21 protein-coding genes are annotated in these 22,931 nt (G+C 39.5%); 6 read left to right on the top strand and 15 right to left on the bottom strand.

Features of this window, described 5'->3' with window-relative positions; all coding sequences use genetic code 11:
- Window positions 1-818: 818 nt before the first annotated feature.
- From J3U69_RS06030 to J3U69_RS06065, 8 genes are all read right to left on the bottom strand, one after another.
- A complete protein-coding gene (locus J3U69_RS06030; RefSeq protein WP_220220037.1) occupies window positions 819-1,079 on the bottom strand; it encodes a SemiSWEET family transporter in 261 nt (86 codons plus the stop codon).
- 251 nt (window positions 1,080-1,330) lie between these two features.
- On the bottom strand, window positions 1,331-2,209 hold the full coding sequence (gene scrK, locus J3U69_RS06035) for a fructokinase ScrK (protein WP_267413415.1): 879 nt from the start codon (window positions 2,207-2,209) through the stop codon (window positions 1,331-1,333).
- 13 nt (window positions 2,210-2,222) lie between these two features.
- Window positions 2,223-4,154 (bottom strand): BglG family transcription antiterminator, encoded by a 1,932-nt coding sequence (locus tag J3U69_RS06040; RefSeq protein ID WP_267413416.1) that lies wholly within the window; start codon window positions 4,152-4,154, stop codon window positions 2,223-2,225.
- Between the two features lie 57 nt (window positions 4,155-4,211).
- Window positions 4,212-6,833, bottom strand: a complete 2,622-nt coding sequence (locus J3U69_RS06045) for a glycoside hydrolase family 38 C-terminal domain-containing protein (protein WP_267413417.1) — start codon at window positions 6,831-6,833, stop codon at window positions 4,212-4,214.
- A gap of 8 nt (window positions 6,834-6,841) precedes the next feature.
- A complete protein-coding gene (locus tag J3U69_RS06050; RefSeq protein WP_267413418.1) occupies window positions 6,842-9,511 on the bottom strand; it encodes a glycoside hydrolase family 38 C-terminal domain-containing protein in 2,670 nt (889 codons plus the stop codon).
- Between the two features lie 72 nt (window positions 9,512-9,583).
- Window positions 9,584-10,681: a PTS fructose transporter subunit IIC gene (locus J3U69_RS06055; protein ID WP_220220042.1), complete on the bottom strand. Its 1,098-nt coding sequence runs from the start codon at window positions 10,679-10,681 to the stop codon at window positions 9,584-9,586.
- A gap of 1 nt (window position 10,682) precedes the next feature.
- Entirely contained in the window at window positions 10,683-11,000 is a 318-nt protein-coding gene (locus tag J3U69_RS06060) for a PTS fructose transporter subunit IIB (protein WP_220220043.1), read from the bottom strand.
- Window positions 11,001-11,004: 4 nt separating this feature from the next.
- A complete protein-coding gene (locus J3U69_RS06065; protein WP_220220044.1) occupies window positions 11,005-11,454 on the bottom strand; it encodes a PTS sugar transporter subunit IIA in 450 nt (149 codons plus the stop codon).
- Window positions 11,455-11,954: 500 nt separating this feature from the next.
- On the opposite strand from J3U69_RS06065, the gene J3U69_RS06070 reads away from it, so the two are divergent.
- Together J3U69_RS06070 and J3U69_RS06075 are read left to right on the top strand one after the other, a co-directional pair.
- Complete coding sequence (locus tag J3U69_RS06070) at window positions 11,955-12,455, top strand: hypothetical protein (protein ID WP_267413419.1); 501 nt, start codon at window positions 11,955-11,957, stop codon at window positions 12,453-12,455.
- The gene (locus tag J3U69_RS06075; RefSeq protein ID WP_267413420.1) at window positions 12,446-13,729 is read left to right on the top strand and encodes a glycosyltransferase family 2 protein; all 1,284 of its coding nucleotides are present in this window, start codon (window positions 12,446-12,448) and stop codon (window positions 13,727-13,729) included. The genes J3U69_RS06070 and J3U69_RS06075 overlap by 10 nt, the downstream gene beginning before the upstream one ends.
- 68 nt (window positions 13,730-13,797) lie before the next feature.
- Here the strand turns inward: J3U69_RS06075 and J3U69_RS06080 are convergent, their stop codons facing one another.
- From J3U69_RS06080 to J3U69_RS06110, 7 genes are all read right to left on the bottom strand, one after another.
- Window positions 13,798-15,150, bottom strand: a complete 1,353-nt coding sequence (locus J3U69_RS06080; RefSeq protein ID WP_267413421.1) for a hypothetical protein — start codon at window positions 15,148-15,150, stop codon at window positions 13,798-13,800.
- Window positions 15,151-15,180: 30 nt separating this feature from the next.
- Window positions 15,181-15,441: a SemiSWEET family transporter gene (locus J3U69_RS06085; RefSeq protein WP_220232219.1), complete on the bottom strand. Its 261-nt coding sequence runs from the start codon at window positions 15,439-15,441 to the stop codon at window positions 15,181-15,183.
- Window positions 15,442-15,633: 192 nt separating this feature from the next.
- A complete protein-coding gene (locus J3U69_RS06090; protein WP_267413422.1) occupies window positions 15,634-16,707 on the bottom strand; it encodes a S66 family peptidase in 1,074 nt (357 codons plus the stop codon).
- Window positions 16,708-16,872: 165 nt separating this feature from the next.
- Window positions 16,873-17,697 carry a CPBP family intramembrane glutamic endopeptidase gene (locus J3U69_RS06095; protein WP_267413424.1) on the bottom strand — a complete coding sequence of 275 codons (825 nt, stop codon included), beginning with the start codon at window positions 17,695-17,697 and terminating at the stop codon, window positions 16,873-16,875.
- A gap of 113 nt (window positions 17,698-17,810) precedes the next feature.
- Window positions 17,811-18,674: a DUF4097 family beta strand repeat-containing protein gene (locus J3U69_RS06100; RefSeq protein WP_267413426.1), complete on the bottom strand. Its 864-nt coding sequence runs from the start codon at window positions 18,672-18,674 to the stop codon at window positions 17,811-17,813.
- A gap of 2 nt (window positions 18,675-18,676) precedes the next feature.
- Entirely contained in the window at window positions 18,677-19,318 is a 642-nt protein-coding gene (locus J3U69_RS06105) for a DUF1700 domain-containing protein (protein WP_267413427.1), read from the bottom strand.
- Window positions 19,315-19,626 (bottom strand): PadR family transcriptional regulator, encoded by a 312-nt coding sequence (locus J3U69_RS06110; protein ID WP_103752406.1) that lies wholly within the window; start codon window positions 19,624-19,626, stop codon window positions 19,315-19,317. Before J3U69_RS06110 ends, J3U69_RS06105 begins: the two co-directional genes overlap by 4 nt.
- Window positions 19,627-19,829: 203 nt before the next feature.
- Between J3U69_RS06110 and J3U69_RS06115 the strand changes: the two genes are divergently transcribed.
- The 4 genes from J3U69_RS06115 to J3U69_RS06130 all read left to right on the top strand — a co-directional run bounded on the left by J3U69_RS06115 (window position 19,830) and on the right by J3U69_RS06130 (window position 22,800).
- Window positions 19,830-20,102: an autorepressor SdpR family transcription factor gene (locus tag J3U69_RS06115; RefSeq protein ID WP_103752405.1), complete on the top strand. Its 273-nt coding sequence runs from the start codon at window positions 19,830-19,832 to the stop codon at window positions 20,100-20,102.
- Window positions 20,095-20,724 carry an SdpI family protein gene (locus J3U69_RS06120; RefSeq protein WP_267413428.1) on the top strand — a complete coding sequence of 210 codons (630 nt, stop codon included), beginning with the start codon at window positions 20,095-20,097 and terminating at the stop codon, window positions 20,722-20,724. The genes J3U69_RS06115 and J3U69_RS06120 overlap by 8 nt, the downstream gene beginning before the upstream one ends.
- A 130-nt stretch (window positions 20,725-20,854) precedes the next feature.
- On the top strand, window positions 20,855-21,538 hold the full coding sequence (locus J3U69_RS06125; RefSeq protein ID WP_220220053.1) for an ABC transporter ATP-binding protein: 684 nt from the start codon (window positions 20,855-20,857) through the stop codon (window positions 21,536-21,538).
- Window positions 21,535-22,800, top strand: a complete 1,266-nt coding sequence (locus J3U69_RS06130; RefSeq protein ID WP_220232224.1) for an ABC transporter permease — start codon at window positions 21,535-21,537, stop codon at window positions 22,798-22,800. Before J3U69_RS06125 ends, J3U69_RS06130 begins: the two co-directional genes overlap by 4 nt.
- Window positions 22,801-22,931: the final 131 nt, after the last annotated feature.

The raw sequence follows: 22,931 nt of genomic DNA on the forward strand, positions 1-22,931 counted from the left end.
ACTATACGATTATATATAATTTATTAACTATTATTTTAAGTTATTTTGTTAAATGGTATCTATATCAGGATTCGCCGATAGTTTTAGTAGATTTCAGCTATTAACAACTAATCATTTATAAATTATCAATGTATAATTTGCTTTTTTCTAAAATGCTGGGATATTATTCAAAGCAAGTTCACATTGGAAATCACCTTTTAACTAGTAAAAGACCCCATTTCCCTAGCAATGACAAATTCTTGCTCTTTTTGCTTGACGATGACCACTAGCCTTTTAAATAACTATTCTTGCGGTAAATGTATATACGAGCTCATTATTGACTATAAAATTTGCTTATAAATTTGCTTTTCCCTGTAATAATACTGTTTTAGAGGTATTCAGTGGCATTTAGTACCATAAATAACACTTGCGGCATTTTTTGCTTTTTATATTACTATAGTAACTTTTTAAGCTACACAAATTAACAAAGTTAATCGGTGCGGCTGACAAGCACAGCAAGTTATTTATTATTTTCGAACTGAAATTATGGCTGAGAGCAAATAAAAAGGCATTCTTGCTAGCAAGAATGTCTTTTAAGGTTTATTCGAAAATCAGTTTTGGGTGATGCACTGCGTGATTTCGTGATTTATTGTTTAGCAGTTTTATCCGATAAACTGCAATCTCTATTGGCATCAGACAATAATCCCACTGGTAAACTCCGAAATTTTTTTGCAAGTATAATCTTATTTACTCTTGTTTACGGAGACAAAAACACCTCCAAATCAACCTAATTAACTTGGAGGTGTTTTTAAATAAATATTTGCGACTTTGAGACTACTTTATAGTGCAGTAAAAAAGGCAACAAGACCAAAAACAAAGCCAACAGCATTACATGCTGCAATTGGAATGTCTCTGTCTTCCTTGAACAGACCATAAACTACCCACAAAAGGGTGTTGATTGCCGTTGCTAAAGGTTGAATTGGGTTACCCTTTAATCCGTGCAGATTATTGATAATTTGCGGAATATAGGCTACATACATAATAATTGCAGTGATTGAAGCCACCCAACCCAGAATATCCATCGCTTTTTCTAACTTCATTACGTCAACTCCTTATGGAGAATATGTTAGCATTGGGTATTTTACACTGCCAGAACATTTAATCAATGTATAAGCTTCAAACTTATATTTTGAGTTAGCGCTTTATTATTGCTGTTTTCATTGCTACAGTGGCGTTATTGGCAAAATCACTAAAGCTAATTATTAAAGATTTTCTGGAAAATAAACACAAAAACCAAGGAGCTTAATTTGCACCTTGGTTTGATTACTTACATATCTTTTTATTCAACAATTTAATCAAATGACCGAAGTAGCCTCTTGGCAAGAGCAAAGTTTCCGACAGTAGCCGAACCATTTTCCGCAATTGCTGGCATCGTAATATACTGAGTTAAATCTGGAACTTGAACATAGTCATTTAAAAGCTGAGCGAATTCTTGCCGCACCTTTTTCAAAAACAATTCACTAACAACGCCGCCGCCAAACACAATTTTATCAGGCCGCAGGATGAGCGTGGCCTGTAAGGCAGCCTGAGCAACATAATAACTTAAAATTGCCCAAACTGGATCGGTTAACGGCACATCCTCCCCTTTCTTACCTAGCCGTTTTGCAAAAGTTGGCCCTGAGACTAACCCTTCCAAACAATCTCGGTGGTACGGGCAAATACCTGAAAAATTGCTATCTGCAGGATGACGCTTGACCAAGACGTGCCCCATTTCTGGATGACCGATTCCGCCTAACACCTTGCCATCAATAATCGCACCACCGCCAACGCCGGTACCAATTGTGTAATATACGAGTGAACTGATATCCTCGTTAGATAAGCGTGACATCACGTATTCACCATATGCCGAGCCATTGACATCGGTGGTAAAAAAGATTGGCACCTTAATTGCTGCTTTAATCAGGCCAACAATATCCGTATTAGCCCAGCCCTTCTTGGGTGTTGTTGTAATATACCCATAATTAGGTGCCGTCTTTTTAATTTCAATTGGGCCAAATGATGCGATACTAATTGCCGCCACATCGAATTGCTTTAAATAATTAATGACCCTTGAAATAGTTTCTTGCGGATTCGTAGTGGGAATTACGCACCGCTCTTTAACTTGGTAGTCCTCGTTACCAACAGCACAGACAAACTTGGTTCCCCCTGCCTCAATTGATCCAAATAACATTTTTGCCCTTTCTTTAATAACTGCTTTTAATTAACGAGCTGATTGCATTCTTTATTTCAGCTGGTTTAGAGCTTTTATCGATAATTTTTCTAAAAGTAGAATTGGTTTGCAAATCAACAATAAAATCGAACAACTTTTGCACACTGAGATAATCCGGTCGAGCTATTGCCAGCAAAAAGACATACTTTACCTCGTTTTTTTGATCCCATTTGATTGGCTGATCAAGTCTAGCAAAGGAAACCTTTGACTTCTTAGTTGCATAGCCCAACGAGTGTGGTATCGCAATTTTGCCACCGATTGCAGTTGAGTACATTTGCTCTCGTTCATAGACCTTCGGCATAAAATCCTTACTGACAATTTTTTTCTGTTCTAGATTATGGATTAGCATATTTAACAACTGCGTTTTAGACATCTTGTCTTTTATCAGGTAGATATTTTCCTCATCAAATAATTTATTAATTGCCCGGTAAGGATTATTAAGCGACTTTAGATACTCAGACAATTGCAAAATATCATTATGGAAGTTAGCTAAGTCAATCTGAATTACTGGAATCGTGGCATCATTTAGCGGCACCATGGAAATTAGAAAGTCGTTGCCCGCTGCCTTGCCTTCAAGATATTCATCATAAGTATAAGTCCCCGTGATATTTAAAAATGAAGCAAACTGCGTCTCTAGCTTGGCCCGCACTAGCGAAGCCGTGGACATCCCCGTCCCGCAAATTAAGGCCGCATTCTTTTGGTAAGAACGATTGCCCTGCCGCTCGATTGACGCACCCACATGCAGCGTAATAAATGACAGTTCATCATCATTGAGCTTCAAGTCAAGCATGTGTTCTAAAATCGGCGCGGAATAAGCCGTAATCTCATAGGCATAAGGAAAAGTCGACAGAATAACATTTAACAGTGGGTTCTTTCGGTTACCGTTAACTGTCTTAATCTTCACCAAGTTTTCCAGATGCTGGACTAAGTTAATTCGCAACTCATTATCATCCAGAAGATCAATCGCAAATTCTTTCTTGATATTTTGCAAAAAAATCGTCACGGCCCTGATAATTTTTTCCTTAGTATTAATCTTATTGCTGCTACGAACACATTCCGGATAATTCAAGGCAAAATGATACACTAAATCATTAACCTCATGGCAATTAAACTTAACGTTAAATACCTTTTCCAGCTTCTGGCACAATTTTGTTAAAGTTGCTAGAACTGCAGGTTTAATCTTGACCGTATTACTATTCTCCAAGTGAAAACCCAGTTTGATTCGGGAAATAGTTAAAGCCGCATGTAAGATAATATTTTTCGTATTAATATCTGAAATATGATAACTATAATGGCGTAAAAAGCCGTGAATTAGCTGCTTGAGCTGGTCTAAGTCAATATTGGCAAAGATGATTTTTTCCTGCTCGGTGAAGTCAACGATGTAGCTGTTGGACTTTTTATTAATTAACTTAGCAATAATGAATTTGCGCTTGGCTGACTCAGTACCAGCCACCAAATAATAATCGCCTTTCTTAACAACCCGTAAATTGAATTGGCTAAATTCTTTCTTAATGGTCACCAGATAAGTAAAAAAGGTGTTGTCACTGATGAATAGCTTATCTGTCAATTGACTAAGGCGAACTCGGTCATTAACCAGTAAATATTGTTCCACCTCGATGATGCGCTCGCCAGAACTCGAAGCTGGCAAATCGCTTTTAGCAATCTCACTCAGCTTTTGCCTTGTTGCATCACTGATCTCATTAAGATAAAAGCCCTCACCTCGTTTATTTTGGATTTTAACGTGGTCGCTAGAAAGTTCCTTATTTAATTCCTTAATATCGGATCTGATTGTTCTAGTACTAACGTTGCATTTTTGAGCTAAAAAGGAGGCAGAAACGTAGCGGTTGGCTGAATTGTTTAATAAGAATTCAAGGATTGTTCCCAATCGTTTATAAGATAGTTTCATACTTTCACTTCTTCTCATTTTGATTTTGTAAAATTGGTTGCCTGCAGGTGATTCTTGCTAGATTGGCTTAATTAAGGTAATCAGGTCGTATGGCGCAACTTGGTAGTCTTGCGCGATTGTTTCTTCCAAGCCATTAACAACAATGAAACCTTCATCTTTTAGGTAAGAGACATCCTGTGTTTCACCGGTAAGATTTGATAAGCGTAAAACCAGGTTATCTTTAACGGTATAAGCCGGGTACAAAGCAGCCACTTCCAGATCTGGCTTAAGGTTAAGCCAGGATTGCGTGCGTGCAAGTTTTGGCAAATCTGGTGCAAACTCAATATCCCATAGTTTGTTATCCAGGCGATTGACGAATAAATTGTATTTTTGCAACTGGTAACTAACAGACGGTGAATACCACTTAGTTAATTGCTTTGATAAACTTTCTTCGGTCACCGGCTGGGAACTGGTGGCATATAGTCCAAAAGTAAATTCGTTAAGGCCCTGTTCTTGTGCCATTGGCGTTGGCATCATAATGTGGCCTACCGAAGTGGTATCACCCGAAGCACGTCCAGGACGCCACAATAAGTCGGGTTTACCCAACTGGCCAGTTGTCGCCATTAACGTAATGTAGAGTGCATCCCCTACTTTTTCGTATTCCTTTTGCCCTGTCCCTAGGAAATACAACCCTTGATTTTGATTTCTTAGACCAACCATGCGGTCAAACAAGTAAATATTAACGGGCTTTTCGACAAACTCATCATTCCAGTTGGCTGCAATTGGTTCATTTTTAGTTTCGCGAAAACCGCCCTGAATTTGTGCGTGCGCATAGTCAGTTTCAATATCAGTCTTCAGCCGCAACCGTAAACGATGTGCCAGTACTTGGTTATCGATAATTAGTTTAGCCGTAATTACCTTTGCCTCATCGGTAATTGACAGCAGCAACTGGTAATTAACATCCTTTAATTTGCTCTCGGCGGTAGACACCCGATCCGCCAGATCGTACGGTAATTGCCACTTACCCTTTAGAGTCAAGCTTTCGATTCCTGGTGCTGCCTGTTTATGGATAATGCCATTCCACGGTAAGCGCACCTCGCTATCACCCCTTAATGGTGAAAAATCGTAGGTATCGCCATCATTGGCCTGGTCATAAATGCTGATGACATCACTGAAGGTTTTATTCTTGGTAATCAAATAGAACTTGCCTTCTTCAAAGACTAATTCAACGTGCTTATTGCCAATTGAGCTGCCACTTTCTTCTTGCAGCTCCGGAGCAGCATGCTTGCTGTCATTAAAGTGCAGCACCTGATAGCCCAACCCAGCCATCTTAACGTGCAGGCTAACTTTAAGTTTAAAGTAACCTGGTTCATCCTTAAACTCATAACCGTTGGGTGTTAACTGCATAATATGTGGCCGCGCTTTAATTTCTTCTTTAGCAACAATCACCGCTTCATTTTCTGCTGGAAATTCAATCTGGGAAGTTGGGCTAATGATGGTCACGGTCTTACGGCCATCAAATTCACTTGGGTCCAGGTTAAAAATAAGAACATCATGGTCATTTAATTTTAGTCGCTGAGCCAAGCGCTTTTTAACGTAATTTTCCACTCCTTCCGCAATTTCAGTTGCCTGCTTAATGCGCTGATTGATATCAAGCGCAACATTGTCTGTCACGCTGCCACCCAATGTATCATGCGGTTGTAATTCAAACAGCAATTTCCACAGTTTGATCACAATGCCGTTTGAAATAGGGATACCAGCATACTTAGCAATTAACATTAATGGTTCAACTCTCTTGGTAATAAGCTGTTCAAGCTTAAAGTTGCTCCGCTTATTGCGTGAACGAACCGAGCCAATTGTGCGGTGAACGCGTGAATAAGTTGGGTAGCGTAATTCACCCTGATATTCTGGTAATTTTTGTCCACGTAATTTGGCCATAAATTCTGGATAAGTCCCAATAACTACGTCATGCTTAGAATATTTATTCACCTGCTTGAGTGTGTGCGCGAGGTCATGAATAATATTCATCTGGTCAATGCCTGAAGGAATCAGAACCTCTTGGTTATTGCCGTTTAACGCTTCAAATTCAATCCCCTGATCCAGCCTGTTTTTGACAAAGTCCGCTAAATTTTGTTTTGATTCTAAATCAATTTGACCAGTGTAATAGCCCAAAGGGAAGTTGGCCGCAAAGACGGCCTTACCGCCAAGAGCTTTCCACTTAAAGTAAACAGAATTAGTCTGGCGCTTAAAGTTAGTCCCGCGCCACGATAAGAAATCATGAATTCCAACTTGGCGCAAAATCATTGGCAAATTAGCATTAAAGCCAAATGTATCGGGTAAATATCCCAGCATCATTGGCTCACCGTAATTTTTGCGAGCATCCAAGATACCGATAATCAAGTTGCGTAAGAGTGATTCGGCATTGGGCACCAGCGCATCTGTCTGTGTGTACCAGGGGCCAATGAACAACTGCTTACGCTCAACTAGGTCATGAATCCGGCTCTTGGCTTCAGGGTGAATTTCTACATATTCATCTACAATTGACATTTGGCCATCGAGCGTGAAATTGGCTTCTGGATGCTGCTCGAGTTCATCAAGAACCTCGGTAAAGAGCTGATCACTCAGTACTTGGGCATCCTGCGTTGTGAAATACCATTCTCTGTCCCAATGAGTGTGATTTACAAAATATGCTTTAACCATAATTTCTCCTAATATTCAAAATAAACTGTTATTAACTTGGCATGCGTCAATTCGGGTAAAACAACCTGTTTTTTAACCGGCGTCAATGACCTGATTTTTTCACCACGTAAATCTACGATTTCGATTTTTTGCGGCAATTTAGTAAAAGTGATGTGCTCCTGGATTGGGTGCTCCTTGGGGTTATACATCCTGATGATGTATCCCGGGCGCTCATGATCTTTTTGAATTGTACTGATGCTCAACTGGTTAGTTGTTGTCAGCCAACTAAAAGCCGGTTCGTAGACTCTGGTTGCAGGATTAAACGGAAATGTCAGCCGGCCGTTCAAGAACTCGGCATATTCGTACACTTGTAGTGGCGTTTCGAGTTCTTTTACCTTATTTGCTAAATTACTGTTTTCGTAACTGGTTTGCCCCGTAATTAAACTAAAGGCAAAACTGAGCTGCTGGTTAAGCTGAGCCTGCGGTGTTGGAACAGTCTCGTCTCCTGAGGCACGTCCAGGACGGTACAATAAATCGCGCTTGCCCAGCATCCCGTAGGTACGAAAAATTGTTAACCTGATTGTATTGTGCTTTTTTCCGCAACATTCATATTCCCGTACCCCTTGCGGTGCCAAGGCTAGCAAACGCTGCTCATCTGATAAAGCAACAAAGCTCTGCATCGTGTTAATTGCAATTGGTTTTTCTTCCCAATTAGCCTGATTTTGTTCCCAATCTTGCAGTTCTTTTTCTTTAACAAGTGGGCGCTTAATTGCGCCAAACTGGATATCTGCAATGCTGGTCTTGGCGGCAATGTCACCGGCAAAATCAATGCATACCCGGTGGCTCTTAGGCTTGGTGTTATCGATGTTGAGTACGCAATTAATTGCCGACTCGTTTTTCTTCAACGTAACTTCCAGCTGAACCGGCATCGGTGTATCTGTAATTCCTTGAGCCCGCTTAGTCAAATCACCGGGTACCATGAAGTCAAAATCAAGTATTAATTTACTGACTAATTTCCCGTGAATAACTTGTGCATGGTGCGGCTGACTGGTGGAATAAATCACCAAGTCCTTCTTAGCAGGAGAATAATTATAGGAATCACCGTCGTCCCCATTTTCCTCAATCACGGCCTGATGCTGGTACAAGTGCTGGTTGCGCTTATCCAAAATCGCTAAACTACCGTCATCGTTTACCGTAATTCGGTAAAATTCATTCTCAATTGTCGAATCTTGCTGCCGGTTAGCCAATTCGATTTCCTTGTCAGCTAGCGGAATAAGGTAAAATTGCTGATAGCCCATGGCCGGAATTTGCTCAAACTCTAAGTTAACTTCTAAGCGGTAAACCTTATCCGGTTGGTAAATCTTCTTGCCAGGATCAAGCTGAATTGTTGCTCCCTTAATTAATTCCGTTACCTCCGTTACTGCTGTAATCTCATACGGGACCTTTTTACCCGTTTCGTCTTGAAGTACGAAATTACGGCTAGGCGAATAAATTGTTTGACTAACTACACCCTTACGCGGATGTGGCAGCAAATTAAAAACGGTTAGGGTTATCGGCTGCTCCTGCTTTTTTATGCGGGTAGCAAGTTGACGCAAAGTAACATCGACTAGGCTAGTGGCAATCTCTTGCACGGTTAGATAGCGGGCTTTAATATCCTCATTAACCCGGTCAGAAACGCAGTTGCCCATTGAATCATGTGCCGCATTTTGACACATCTTTTCCCAGATGTCATCGACTGCTTCGGAGGGATATGGCAAACCGTAATAATCTCCTAAAGCCAAAACTGGCTCCATCACATTGCTCAAGTAATTTTGCAATTCCGTATTTAACTTCTTCAAGTCTGCCCGAGAAGAGGAAATCGACTTATGCACTCGCATATCTTTTCCGCTGTCCTGCTCACCCGTTAGGCGCAAAAAGTGGGGCTGCTCCTTTTTGACGGCGTTAACATAATCGGTTAAAGAAGCAACTTCGAAGGTATATTTGCCCTGATTCGCCGCAGTTAACTTTTGGAGTAACACGGGCAGATCAAAGCGTAGTGGTGCCATATCTGAACCATTCGGGAATAAAATATTGGCTGTTGTTGCCTCATCAACGATCGTTTTAAATGGTTCTTCCGTCATTAATTGTGCTAGTTTCGTTTCATCAATCACGCCACCGACAAAGTAGCCACAGGCCATCCGAAAAACAGTAACTTCCGTGCCATCTTCACCGCGCCAGATAAATTCAGATTTAGCAGCAGTGTCCCGGCAAAAGCCACGGTACAAAACCGCATCCTTAATGCCAAAGCCGCGGTAGATCTGCGGCATGCTGGATTCCTGCCCGAAAGAATCGGGTACATAAGCAACCGGCATATGACCGCCGAGACGATCACTTTGCTTAATCCCAATGCGTAAGTTATTAATAATGCTTTCACCCGAAGGTAAAAACTGGTCGGTTTGCGTATACCACGGACCTAACGCTAATTTTCCTTCTTGCACTAAGTGCTTAACGCGTTCGGTATCTTGCGGGCGCCATTTAAGGTAATCGGTAATTAGTGACGATTGCCCGTCTAGCAAAAAGGACTTAAACACCCCACCTTGTTCCAAATAATCTAGGACATCCTTGACGTCTTTTAATAGGTAGACTTTTGCTTTAGACGCGGTAAAAAACCACTCCCGATCCCAGTGGGTATGCGGGACTACGTAAACTTTTTTAGTCATTTTCTCTCCTAAAGAAAAAACTATAGCTAGAAATTGCTTAATTCGTTCCAAACTATAGTTTTTGGTTTCATATTATTGGATATTTAATTCAATATCGTCATCACTCATTGATTCCTCACCAGTTGAGTCTTGATCGGTAAAGTCAGCAATTAATGGTGCAACAATTGCGATAAACAATGCACAAACCAAAATTCCGGCTAAGTAGGCAATAATGTTATCAGCTGTTAAAATGCCTGGCAAACCGCCTAGAGGAGGAATATGTGATTTTACTCCTAAGAATGCACCGGTAGCAGAGCCAAGTGCGCCCCCAATAACATTAACAATAATCAATTGTGGTGCCTTCATCATGAAAGGAATCGCTCCTTCGGTAATGCCGAAAGTTCCCATGATGAGGTTGTTGTGGCCCATTTCAAGTAATTCTGGTGAAAAACGCTTCTTTGGCCAAATAAAACTCATGATTGCGTAACCCATTGGAATAGCACAAATTGCAATATTAGTGTAAAGACAAGGTTGGTAAATTCCCTCAATGAAGAAGAAATTACCCACGCCCCAAGCAGCCTTATTAACTGGGCCACCAAGGTCGACGCCAATCATGCCACCCATAATTGCAGCTAACAAAATGGCATTAGTCTTTTGCTCTACCATAAACTTAACCCATGAGGTCAGTCCGTTATTAATCCACGCTAGTGGCGGCGTTAAGACCACGCCAACAAAGAGCGCGACCGACCCCACTGTTAAAAGTGGCATTACAATCAATTCGATTGCTGAATTCCATTTGTCAGGAACCTTAATCTTGCGGCACCAACGTGCTACATAACCTGCAATTAAGCCGGCTGCAATCGCACCAATAAAACCTAATTGGTTATTGGTTGCGAGCTGTCCGCCGATAAAACCCGCACCTAGGGCAGGCTTATCACCTAAGGCATAGGCAATATAACCTCCGATAACTAGGTTAACTAAGCCAATTCCAATCCAACCCACTTGGTTGATTTGATACAAAAAATGGAAAAAGCCTTGTGTTTTCGCAAACTTCGATAAGTCACCATAGCCAAAACACATCCCAATTAACTGCGGGACACCAACAACGAGAGCACCACCAATGACCGTAGGGATCATGTAGGAGATCCCACTCATGATGGCTCCTTCCCATTCCTTCAAAATCCGTTTCATTTTAGTTCTCCTTTTGAACTGCAGCCGCACACTTTTTCAAAACGGCCTTTGGCGCTTTAATACAAGTATTAATGTCAACTCGAATAACTGGCTTCCCCTCAAAACGCTCCATGCTAGTAATCTTTTGATCAGAAGCAATTAAGACAAAGTCTGCTGCATTAGCCTCATCTTGCGTGATTGGGTTAACTGGGCCCATCATTCCTTGTTGTTCAATTCTTACATTCCAGCCGAGTTCAGTACCGGCTTTTTCCAATGCCTTAGCAGCCATTGGTGTATGTGCTAGTCCTGCAGGACAAGCAGAAACTCCTACTACATTCATCTTGCTATTCTCCAATCTTTTGGTTAATAAAATCTGCTATTGCTTTCTTGGAAGTTAACTCCCGTAATTTGACCTTAAAGTCATCTTCAAGCAATGCTGTCGACAGGTTGGCCAGCATCTTTAAATGCTCATCACCCGCATTTTCAGGTGGGACCATTAAGGTAAAAATATCGCTGACCGGTTGATCATCATAGGTCTGCCAGTCAATTGGCTGCGTCAACCTAAAATATAAGAACCCAGGTTTTAACACAGCCGCTGTTTTGGCATGAGGAATGGCAAAGCCATCTTCTAATCCCGTTGAGAATTCCTTTTCCCGTTCTAAAAAACTGCGTTTTAATTCACTGACATCATCAGTAAAGCCAGCATCTTTAGCTGCTTTGGCGGCAAACTCTAAAAAAGAAGCAACGCTTTGTTCATCGACATCCAAAAACACGTCATTGGCGGTAAATTTCATTACTATTTTTCACTTCCGTTCTTTGTAACCCTTTACAATGATTAATACTAAACTGAAACGCTTACTTTGTAATTACTGCTTATTTCCATTTAAAATGGAAAAATAATATTTACCATAATGCCTTTAAGTCGCAAAATGCTTGCTAGTGCAGCTTTTAGCCCGGATTGTTTTTAATAGTTGAGCAATTTAAAAAACTGCATATATATCAGCTGATTCCTACTTGTTAAACAATTATTGGCTTTTAGGCACACCAAAAAGCCCCTGCTTAAAAGCACAGGGGCAAAATCAATTAATGCTAACAAGAAGTTCGACTGGCTTTCTGCCATAAGGGTCATTTGGCTACTCACCTGATTAAGGTAAACTAAAGTCCTTTACCAAATAACAACCTTTATTGAGAATATCTTAAGCTAAGGTTCCTAATTTGAATTATATTGGGCAAGCTAATAAAGTAGAAAACGCGCTTTTCAGGCCTAATAATTGTTTCGACGGAGGAGAAAGCATTGAATCACAAAAACAAAATTGAATTGGTTGAAGATGACTATTTTAATTCATCTAATTGGCAGCTTAAAGCAAAGCAAACTGCTATTGCGTTAGTTGGCTGGCTTGGCGTTATTTTGCCATTTTTCTTTTTGATGTTGCCCTTATGGCTCCCGCAGGCAAGACATGCACTGCCATTTAACTATTACCATCGGATTATCATTCCACTAAAATTTCTCGCGCGCTTTTTTGACGAATACTTTGTCATTATCGCTCTTTTATACTTTAGTCTGACTGAGTGGAACAACTACCGGTTTTCGTCAACTTGGACCCGCCGAGTCGCGATTAATACTCACAGATGTGATGTTCGAAAAGAGTTAATTGAAAATGCTTGGACAGATAAATTTGGTAATTTACAAAAACGGCAGCAAGACAGTTTTTATACCGTAAAAAAGCAACAAAATCTTGAGCCCTACTTTGCCCAGCTATTATTTGACAAAGGAGACGATCATCAGTGTACTTAACATGGCTTAATTTCAAAATTGTTCCGCAATTTTTGTTTTTGATTTTAGTTTCCTACCCAATTTTAGGGGGCTTAGCCTGGTTTATCGGTGGTTTATGCTATAAATATGTTTTTCAAAATAAAAGAAAGAAATTTGCCATGATTCCACCGGAAAAAGAACCGATGATTACAATCATGATTCCCGCCCATAACGAAGAAGTTTCGCTGGCAGAAACCATTCATTACCTCCTAACCCAGCTTAACTACACCAACTACGAATTATTGGTGATTGATGACGGCTCAACTGACCAGACGCCGACCATTCTCGCCAAATTGCAAAAGCAATACGCTAAGCTGCGCGTCATTCGGCTAGAACAAAATCATGGTAAGGCTCATGCATTTAATGTTGGATTAGCATTTGCCCGAGGAGATTTGGTTCTCAGTAACGATGCAGATACGATTCCTGAACCGGATGCGCTGAAACGTTATGTCAATTATTTTAATAGTCCCGAGGGGCAAAATATTGCGGCAGTAACTTCTAACGTAGAAGTGCGCAATCGGACGAAGCTGATTACCAAATCAATCACGGTTGAATTTTCCAGTATCGTCGGTATCATTAAACGCGCGGAAATGGGCGTGTTTGGCAGCATTTTTGCTTATAGTGGTGCTAACACGATGTACCGAAAGAGTGCTTTGATGGATGTCGGGCTTTTTCGGCAAGATCGGGCAACCGAAGACATTAGCATTGCGTGGGATCATCAGCTCAACAACTGGCTCGCAGTTTTTGCACCTGATATAATCTCCTACACCTTAGTGCCAGAAAATTTGCGTGATTTATACCATCAGCGTAAGCGCTGGGCCAAAGGTGGGACTGAAGTTTGGTTGACCAATCTCTTACGAGTTTTGCGCCACCCACTTAAAAATTTAGGTGAAGTGCTGATGCTTTTTGACCAAACCCTAAGTATTTGCTGGGCATTCTTCTTCTGGATTTCTACCGCCATCTTTGCAGTTTTAGCAGTTAGCGCTTTACTTACGCAAAATTGGTCCTCTTTAGCTTATTTATGTTTCTCGGCCTTGATCTTAATTAGCTTTGAAATGCTTGCCGGAATTATGCAATTAGTAACGGCATTGGTAATTGATAAACGCGGAAATAAGATTGAGTACCTGCTATTTGCACCAATCTATTTATTATGTCTATGGGTTATCAACACCATAACGATTATTACCACCTTCATCCCCGCGGTTAAAACGATTATGGGTCACGGGTCTGGCACCTGGGTCAGTCCATCGCGGTAAATAATTTTTAAGATATTAAAAGCGCTATTCTCAGTTGAACAGCGCTTTTTTGATTCTTAAATTAAAATCTAGAGGTGAATTTCGGTCTTAATCTTAACGATTGCCGCCAAACTATCAGCTATTTCACGCCAATTATCTTGATAAGGACCATAAGCCGTATGAATTAAACTGCCTACTGGCAATGAAGGACATTCATTTTCAGCATTTGTGCCCCAATTTTGCCAACCAGATTGCGGTCGTTGAACGATTTGAAATGCGCTTGCAGCCTGATCTGTTTGCCAGATCATTGCTTGGCCAGTTTTGGTATTAATTTCGGCACTCTTAGTAGCCGGACCAGCAAAAATCGTTTGATCAGGAACGGAACTGACGTTAACCGGATCAGAGCTATACAACCAGGGCCGATTATTTAGTTCTGCCAACACAAAGGCCTTTTGCCGCACATCTTGCAGGTTAGTTTCAATTTCATCTGGTGTCAAAGCATTCTCCCATACAGAAAACAACCGCCAATATAAATCCCAATGAGCATTTTCCATGTTATCAGTCAGTTGCTGACGGAAATTTTCAAACCTGGTAGATCTTTTTTGACTGTCATGCACTAGCTCTTGCACTTTTTTCGCCAATTGGCCGGAATATGGATCACCTTCACGGTACCAAACACCGTCATATGCGGCAAACCGATCAAAAACTAGTTGACCAATGCCACTTTCAAATTCATCACCAACGGTAATCTTATCAACGATTGAGCGGTTATTAACAGTGGTCTGAAAATGATCAACCTGGTACGTTCTCGAAAAGAAAGGAACATTATAATAAAAAGACCAGTCCAAAGCGAAACGCTTACCATGAAGTTCAGGTTTTAGCCCATCCGGTATGCGTCCAGATAAACGATACTTCTTCATTACCGGACCATCTTCGATTGGCTCAATATCAACTATGATATGCTCGGCGGGATTAATTAAGCCGTTATCCGGCGTAAAAAAGGGCCCATAAAAGCCACCGATGGCATTGTTACCAGAAGGAAGTAAATCTTTCTTTTCATCAACTGCCATGAAATGTCGCAAGCCCCATTTCGATGAGCCCTCTCCCATAGCGGTTCCGCGGCAAAGTTCAAAGTCAAATTTACCCGTATTCAGATGCACATACGCATCTTTTTCCTGAGCAGTTTTTATTTCTTTGATTCCCTTGACTTGATCCACGCTTATCTCGTGGTCAAAGGTTAATTCTTCTTGAGCGCCTGCAAACGTAACTACTGCTACAAAATTATTTTTTTCATCATGATATAACCGCTGCGCTACTATTGTTTCTCCCTTACTATTTTTCGTTACCCAATAATCGCCCTTAATTTCAGCAGGTAATTTAAATTTAACAGGTAGCGGAATTTTGCTGCCTTTTTGAGGATTAAAAATTTTAACTTTAACCATAGCTTTCCTTTCGTTTTAATGATTTGTAACTTACAAAGCGGTGAAAAATGCAATTAAACCAAAAATTACACCAGCGGCATTGCACAGAGCTAAAGGAAGGTCACGATCTTTTTTAAAAAGAGCATAGATTACCCATAAAAAAGTGTTGATGGCCGTTGCTAAAGGTTGTATTGGACTACCTTTCATCCCTCTTATATTGTTAAAAATTTGCGGTATATATGCGACATACATAATGATTGCCGTAATCGAAGCAATCCATCCTAGCGTATTCATAAATTTATCAATTTTCATCAACTTTACCTCCTATCTATATGAATAGCCTAGCATTAAGCAATCGCTTTCACAAAGATTTGAAGTCGCAGATGAAAAATAATTTATGTTGGTGGAGTTACCAAGTTTTCTACAGCAGCCGTGGCACGATTTTTATATAAATGAAGCTTAAAACATGTGAACCTTCATTTAATGACCTAGCAAAAAATTATACTAAGCAAACCACGGTTCTAGAATCCGTAAGCCCGCTTGCTCGCAATCAATTTCGGCAGTAGCACCGTATGGCAGGACCGTATGCGGATAGGCATGACCAAAGTTGACGTTATATAAAATCGGTGTTTGGTAGTCCGCGGTTGCAGCCAGTAATTCTTGCTGATATTCTGCAAAATATTTTTTATTCTGCGGCTTACCGACTAAAATACCACTGACACTGGGTAAAATTCCCACCTTATCAAGTTTAGCTAATTTTTCACGGAAAAGAGCGGGCTCAGGCTGTTCTTCGCATGTTTCGATAAATAGCAGCTTTCCCTTGGCTTCCTCGGGCGAAAGCAATAGATGGTAGTGGGAAATAACTTCAGGTTCATCAGGATAGCGATCATCACCTAAATCATCGGCTAGACTGTCAAGACAGCCGCCCCAAAGTTGGCCTTGAATCTTACCTTTGCCGCGTAAAACTTTGTAGCCTGTATCAGGATGACTCACGCGAGCTTGGCCCAATTGGGTCGGAGAAAAATCCGTTCGCTCTTCATACCAAGTTGTGCTAGCGGTGATGTCCGTTACTGGCGGATTAGTAAAAAAGTGGGCAATCGTTTTTGCAGTATACGGCAACATGTCATTATCTAGTTCAGCAAAATCGTTTAAAAAGCTAATGCCGTAGAAGCTCTGCATCCCTAACCGATAAAACAGCAGATGATCATTAGTAGTGTCCGAATAACCGGTAAACAGCTTCGGATGATCTACTACCGCTTGTTTAAATTCCTCGTCTTCCAGCAAATAAGGTAGAATTCGGTAAGTGTCATCGCCCCCAATTGCAGCAACAATACCTTTAATGCTAGGAGTTAGAAAGGCATCTTTCAGATCCGCTGCCCTTTTTTCCGGATGATTTTTCACATAATCAATTCCCTTAAGAGCGTGTGGCATAAAAACTGGTTTTAAGCCGAGTTCTTCAATCCGCCTCTTGCCCAGCTTAAGTTGGTGTGCGGCAAAATCCTCTCCTAGCGTTCCCATTGATAAGCTAACAATAGCAATTTGGTCTCCTTGGTTTAGACGGTGCGGTTTTTTTAACATCTAGTATCTCCTGTTGGTTATCACAATACCCGCTTATATGCTGACTATTATGGGTATTAATAACAGTTAAGTCAAACTCATTTCAATACAACTAACTACAAGAGACATTAATTTTGCTTATTATTTTCAGGTTACACTTTTTGCAGAAATCCTTACAACAGATTATTAGACATGCTTTCTCTGTTTAATTAAATATACTGCTAAAAGAATAACAATCAGATAGGCCACTAATGCAATAAGGGAAGACTCTATTCCAAAGTCGCCACCTGTATACAAGAAATTCTTATTATTAGGAATAAAAGTAATAAGTGCATCATTTTTAAAAGTTACATTAACAGCCACCAACGCACTCGTCAATAAATTCCAGATTGAATGAATCACGGCATTATTCCAAATCGTACGCTGCTCAGTTTCAATAAGTACAAACATAATTCCTGCCAAAGTACATGCAATTAGCAACTGCAAAATACTTATAGCTGATAATTTACGGCCAATAATGTGCATGCTGGCAAAGATCAATGATGTGACTGACCCCCCTATCCAGCGATTCCACCTAATTGACAAAAGATTTAAAATTACTCCCCGAAAAACTAACTCTTCCACAAAGCCAGCAGCAAAACTGCCGTAGAAGATGTTAATCATGATTAATTCCCAATTGGGTAAAGCAGCGGTTTTGAAATAACCACCAAATAAGATAAACACGCTAATGACCATTACTGGCAGGATAAAAGCAGTTATTCCCCACACCAAATTAAGATGAAATTTTGTTACTCCAATTGCTGATAAAGGCAAGTGCAAATAATATTGACAAAGCAATTTAACACAATAAAACACAGCCACAAAATAGACTAATCCACTAATAATTGCTGAGATAGTAACTGGGCAATGGATTAACTTTAATCCAAAATCAGTAATTTCCGCCAGCATTTGGCCAATTACCAGAAAAGCAAATGCCATTATTGAGCCTAAAATAGTTTTACTAGTTTTCATTTCTTACTTCACAATCTCTTAACTAGCCGATGATAAAATCTCATTCAATTTCCACATAAACTAACTTACTTGATTGTCATCCGCTTTCTATTACTCATTTAATTGGGTACATCTTACTCAATTATAATTGTACCTTCCGATGAATTAACAATCAGTAAATTCTTATCTGAAGTCTTTTTGATGAAATTTTCGTATGGTTTGGACCCCATATATGTAATTGCTTTGCCGTCTGCAGATAGTTGATAACTGAGATTAGGAACATTTTTTAACACAAATTTACCTCGATCCATATCAAACTGACTCTTATTGAGAAGACGCGAATTAGCAATATACACGTCACCAGAATTAGACGTTCCCATAGCGCTTAATTGACAATGATCAATAGTTAATTTACCTCGATCAACTGTTAAAGCCGAATTACCTAAATTCGAATTAATAGTTTTGAGCCCATAGTTTTCTTCTGTTTCTATGGTTGATTCTTTGGTAGTTATTTTATCAACTGTTATTGTTCCAGAAAAAGTTGAAATAAGTAGCCGGGTCATTGTCATATTGTCTACTTTGATGTTTCCCGAGCTTGCTACGAATGTTTCAACCAACTTATGTTTTTTAGGAATCGTGATGTCAACTTTGGAGTTAATCTTGCGCCAGTTAATCGCAAACGGTCTGGGTTCATAGATGTTCAGGGTATCATCTTTCACTTTTACCTGCACTGCATTTGGATTAACGCCAGTAACCTTAATCTGGAAACGATTGCCAGAATGGATATGAAAATCTGAATTTTCTGCTTGAATTGCTATTTTGTTAAAATTGTTATTAATAGTTTCTTTGCGTGTGAGCTTATTATTGCCGATAGCAGTAAAAGTAAAGCGGTCATGATTATCAATTACTGGTTTGACTCCTTTATTACCCCAACCTATCAGTGTCATAATAATTCCAACAATTAGCGCCACGCCGGTAATTTGAAAATACTTTTTCATAATTATTTCTCCGTTTTCATTTTAGAATTAGTCTTATAATATTGTTTCTTAAAAATCTTTTTCCCAAGAAAGCGGAAGAATGTGGTACATTCCGCAATTAGGAACCGGATAAATCTCATTAGAAGTGGGAATAGCAATAGGCCAACACAGATTAGCATGATACCGGCTCCGCTATAAAGCAGGCCAGTCGACCAATTAATGGTAAAAATCAAGCCGAATGATTTACATAAAATTAAAGCTCCTGTTATAAACAATCCTGTAATTGCAAGCGTAATTGCAATAAACACTGCACAGAAAATAAGGAGAATTAAAATCATTAACAGAACGGCAAGAATAGCTAAGGGAATACCAATTGGTGCCGCAAGCACTCCAAGTAAAATTACCCAAATTGTTTTTAAGTTCGATTTAGAGGAAGCATTACGTGGCTGTGGGTTATCTTTATCCGAAATGGAGTAATCAGCTAACACTTTACGTGCCAACATTTTGGGTGTGCCTAAATCGTCAACAATGTCCTGTTCAGTTTTAAAATCACCATCAAATAAAAATTCTTGGTAAAACTCAATTACATCTTGACGATCAGAATAAGGCAATGCACTCAAGTTATTGCTTAATTCACTGATATAATTTTCAATTATTTTATTCATTTCTGCTCCCCCATCAACTGGTCGACCTTATCACTAAAAATCCACCATTCATTAGTAATAGTCTGCAATTCATTAGTTCCTAAGTCGGTGATCTGATAATAGCGGCGATTTCTTCCCTCAAACGGTTTGTCATAAGTAATAACAAATTTTTTCTTTTTTAAGCGATGCAAAACAGGATAAATAGCAGAATCTGAGACATCAAAGTAAGACTGCACCTGTTTTGAAAGCGTATAACCGTATAATCGATCATTATTAATAAGACATAAGACTGCCCCATCAAGTAAACGAGGCTGAATTTGTAAAGGCATTTTTTTGCTCCTTCCAATATTATATTTTATATAATATTGTAAAACTTAAAAGTATTATTTTCAACTCAAAAATTAAAACACAATAATTTAATCTTTAAAAAAAGCTATTCTGTAGAAATAATAATGATTGCTTTCAGTAAAAAAGGTGGTACTATTTAGAAAAATACCTAATTAGATGTTTTTCTAAATAGAAAGGAGAAAAAATGGCTTTTGAAACCAGTTTTAAAGCGTTAGCAGATCCTGTCAGACGTAAGATTTTGCAGTTATTAAAAGCTGGACAGATGTCTGCCGGTGAAATTGCTAGTCACTTTGATATGACACAAGCAACAATTTCTTATCATCTAAACGTTCTTAAAAAAGCTGATTTAATTAGTGAAGAAAAAGAAAAAAACTATATTTATTACTCTTTAAATACTTCCATCATTGAAGAAATCATGACTTGGCTCGTTGATTTGAAAGGAGATCAAGATGAATAAAAAAAGATACCAAAAAACGTTTGTGATTACCTGTTTACTAACGCTTTTACCAATTTTAGTTGGTTTACTGCTATATAATAAATTACCTGCGCGAATGGCAATTCACTTTGGCCTAAATGATAGTCCAAACGGTTTTGCTGCTAAAATTTGGGCAATTTGTGCTATTCCAATCTTAATGTTGCTGTTGCAATTGTTAGTTTTTTATCTCATTGCGCATGAGTCAAAGACCGGTAGTTTAAATTTTAAGATCGTTAACATTACCTTATGGTTTATTCCAATTATTGTTAACATAACCAGTTATTCAATTTACGCTTTTGCACTCGGCTACCCACTTAAAATGTCATTCGTTTTCAATACTTTGTTTGGATTAATACTGGTTATTTTCGGCAATTACCTGCCAAAAACCAGACCGAATGGTCAAATCGGTTTTCGTCTTCCTTGGACATTGAACAATAATGTTAACTGGCAAAAAACACATCGTTTAGCTGGTTGGCTCATGCTGCTTAGTGGGCTATTTTTATTAGTAACCGCACTTGATCAAACAATGTCCCTTTTTATCATCATTATTCTTATCGATCTTATTGTGCCCATTATCTACTCATACTATTTAAGTAAGAAGTAAGAAAGCACTTGTAAATCTAATAGTAACAGCTATCTACGCTAATCTGTGATTTTTATTAAAAAAGTATTGACTATTAATATACTGAGCTGTATTATATCAATAATACAGTGATCCAAGGAGGAAAGACTAGATGAGTCTACTAGAAACGCGCGAAGTCACACGAACTTATGGCAAAGGTGCCTCTAAGTTCGATGCGCTGCGTGGAATCAGTTTACAAATTAATCAGGGCGAATCAGTTGCCATCATCGGTAAAAGTGGTTCGGGTAAATCAACCTTGATGCATATCATGGCCTTACTTGACCACCCCACTTCGGGTAGCGTTTGGCTTAATGACGAACCAACAGCTAAAATCAAGGCGCGAGACTTGAATAAGTTGCGTAACAAGACTTTTGGCTTTGTATTCCAACAATTTTTTCTTAATGCTCAAGACAGTGTACTCGAAAATGTCATGTTGCCAATGAAAATAGCTGGTATCACGGGGAAGAAAAGGCGTGAAGCTGCCTTAAAGGCAATTAAAGCCGTGGGCCTTGAAAACAAGGCTAATAATAAGGCTAACGCACTTTCTGGTGGTCAAAAGCAGCGGGTCTGCATCGCACGTGCTTTAGTCAATGATCCGCAAATAATTTTTGCTGACGAACCAACTGGTAATCTTGACTCTGGCACTGGTGAAATGGTTGAAAATATTTTATTCAACTTAAATAAAGAAAAAGGAATCACCTTAATTATCGTCACCCACGATCCAGATCTAGCAAACAAGTGTGAACGACAAATTCAAATTAAAGATGGCCAGTTAGTTGAAGGAGGCAAAGAATGAAATTTCGTGATATTTTAAATTCCGCCGCAACTAATTTATGGCATAACAAAGGACGCACTTTTTTAACCATAATCGCGGTGTTAATCGGTGCTTTGACAATTAGTATTACGCTTGGAATCAATACCGGTGTTAACGATTATTTGCATAAGCAAATTGGCAATGTTGGCAATACTGAACAAATGATTATTAGCCCGCAATATTCTAGCAGTGATGGTTCAGGACCACAAAAATACAACTCAAGTAAGAGCAGCCACAATGCCGATGGCATGATTAGTAAAAAAGATGTCGCCAAAATCAAGTCTGTCAAAGGGCTAAAAGACGTTAAGGCTCTTAAAGATAGTAACGTTGAGTATGCTCAGGGTAAAAGCAAAACCAAATACCTAATTGATGCTCAGGTAACCTTAGGAATTAAATATGACTTGTTGGCCGGACGTCAAGTTGCTACTCAAGGTCAGGCAAGCGAAATTCTGCTGACTAAAGAGATGGCTAAGGCGTTTGGCTACAAAAATCCACGGCACGCGATTGGTCAACAAATTAATTTGACAGCAATTTCACCTGTGACTAAGAAAAAGGAAAAGATTGCAGCTAAAGTCGTGGGCGTTCGTAACGAAAGCATGGTCAGCAGCGGTCAATCGGTTTATAGCACCGGCTTAAGTGATAAGATTATTGCTGCCAACCAAGCCGGTTTACCTAAAGCACTAAAAGCACGTTACGTTGAAGTTGTAGCCACACCAACAAGTAAGGATGATCAAAAGATTACGGAAATTGAGGACAGGCTCAACAAAAAAGGCTTTGATGCAATGACACTCAAGGAATCGGTTAAACAATTATTCCAAGTCTTTAATGCTGTGACTGGCGTACTGATTTTATTCGGTGCAATTGCACTGATTGCTGCTAGTTTTGGCGTTATCAACACGCTTTACATGTCAGTGCGTGATCGTACGCGCGAAATTGGCTTGATGAAGGCCCTTGGATTAGGCGGCGGAAAAGTCTTCTCAATCTTTAGTTGTGAAGCAATTTTAATTGGCCTGATCGGATCTCTACTTGGCTTGTTAGCGGCAATGGGCATTGGACAAGCCATTAATAAGGTTGCAACTACAAGTTTCCTAAAGGGACTAGATGGCTTTACATTGGTACAATTCAATTGGTCAAGCAGTTTGATAATCATTGGTATCATCTGTTTAATTACCTTCTTGGCAGGAACACTACCAGCACGACGAGCAGCTAAACTCGATCCAATTACAGCCCTGCGATATGAATAACAAATTCTAAACCAAACAAAAAGTGCGAGAAATTACTCTCGCACTTTTTTGATTGAATTAAAAATTAATAATCAGGTAAAATAACAGATATTCTTCGCTAACAGAACTAAAATCGGCAGCTGCTTAGTATA

This window comes from Lactobacillus sp. B4026 (assembly GCF_026535825.1).
Classification (GTDB): Bacteria; Bacillota; Bacilli; order Lactobacillales; family Lactobacillaceae; genus Lactobacillus; species Lactobacillus panisapium.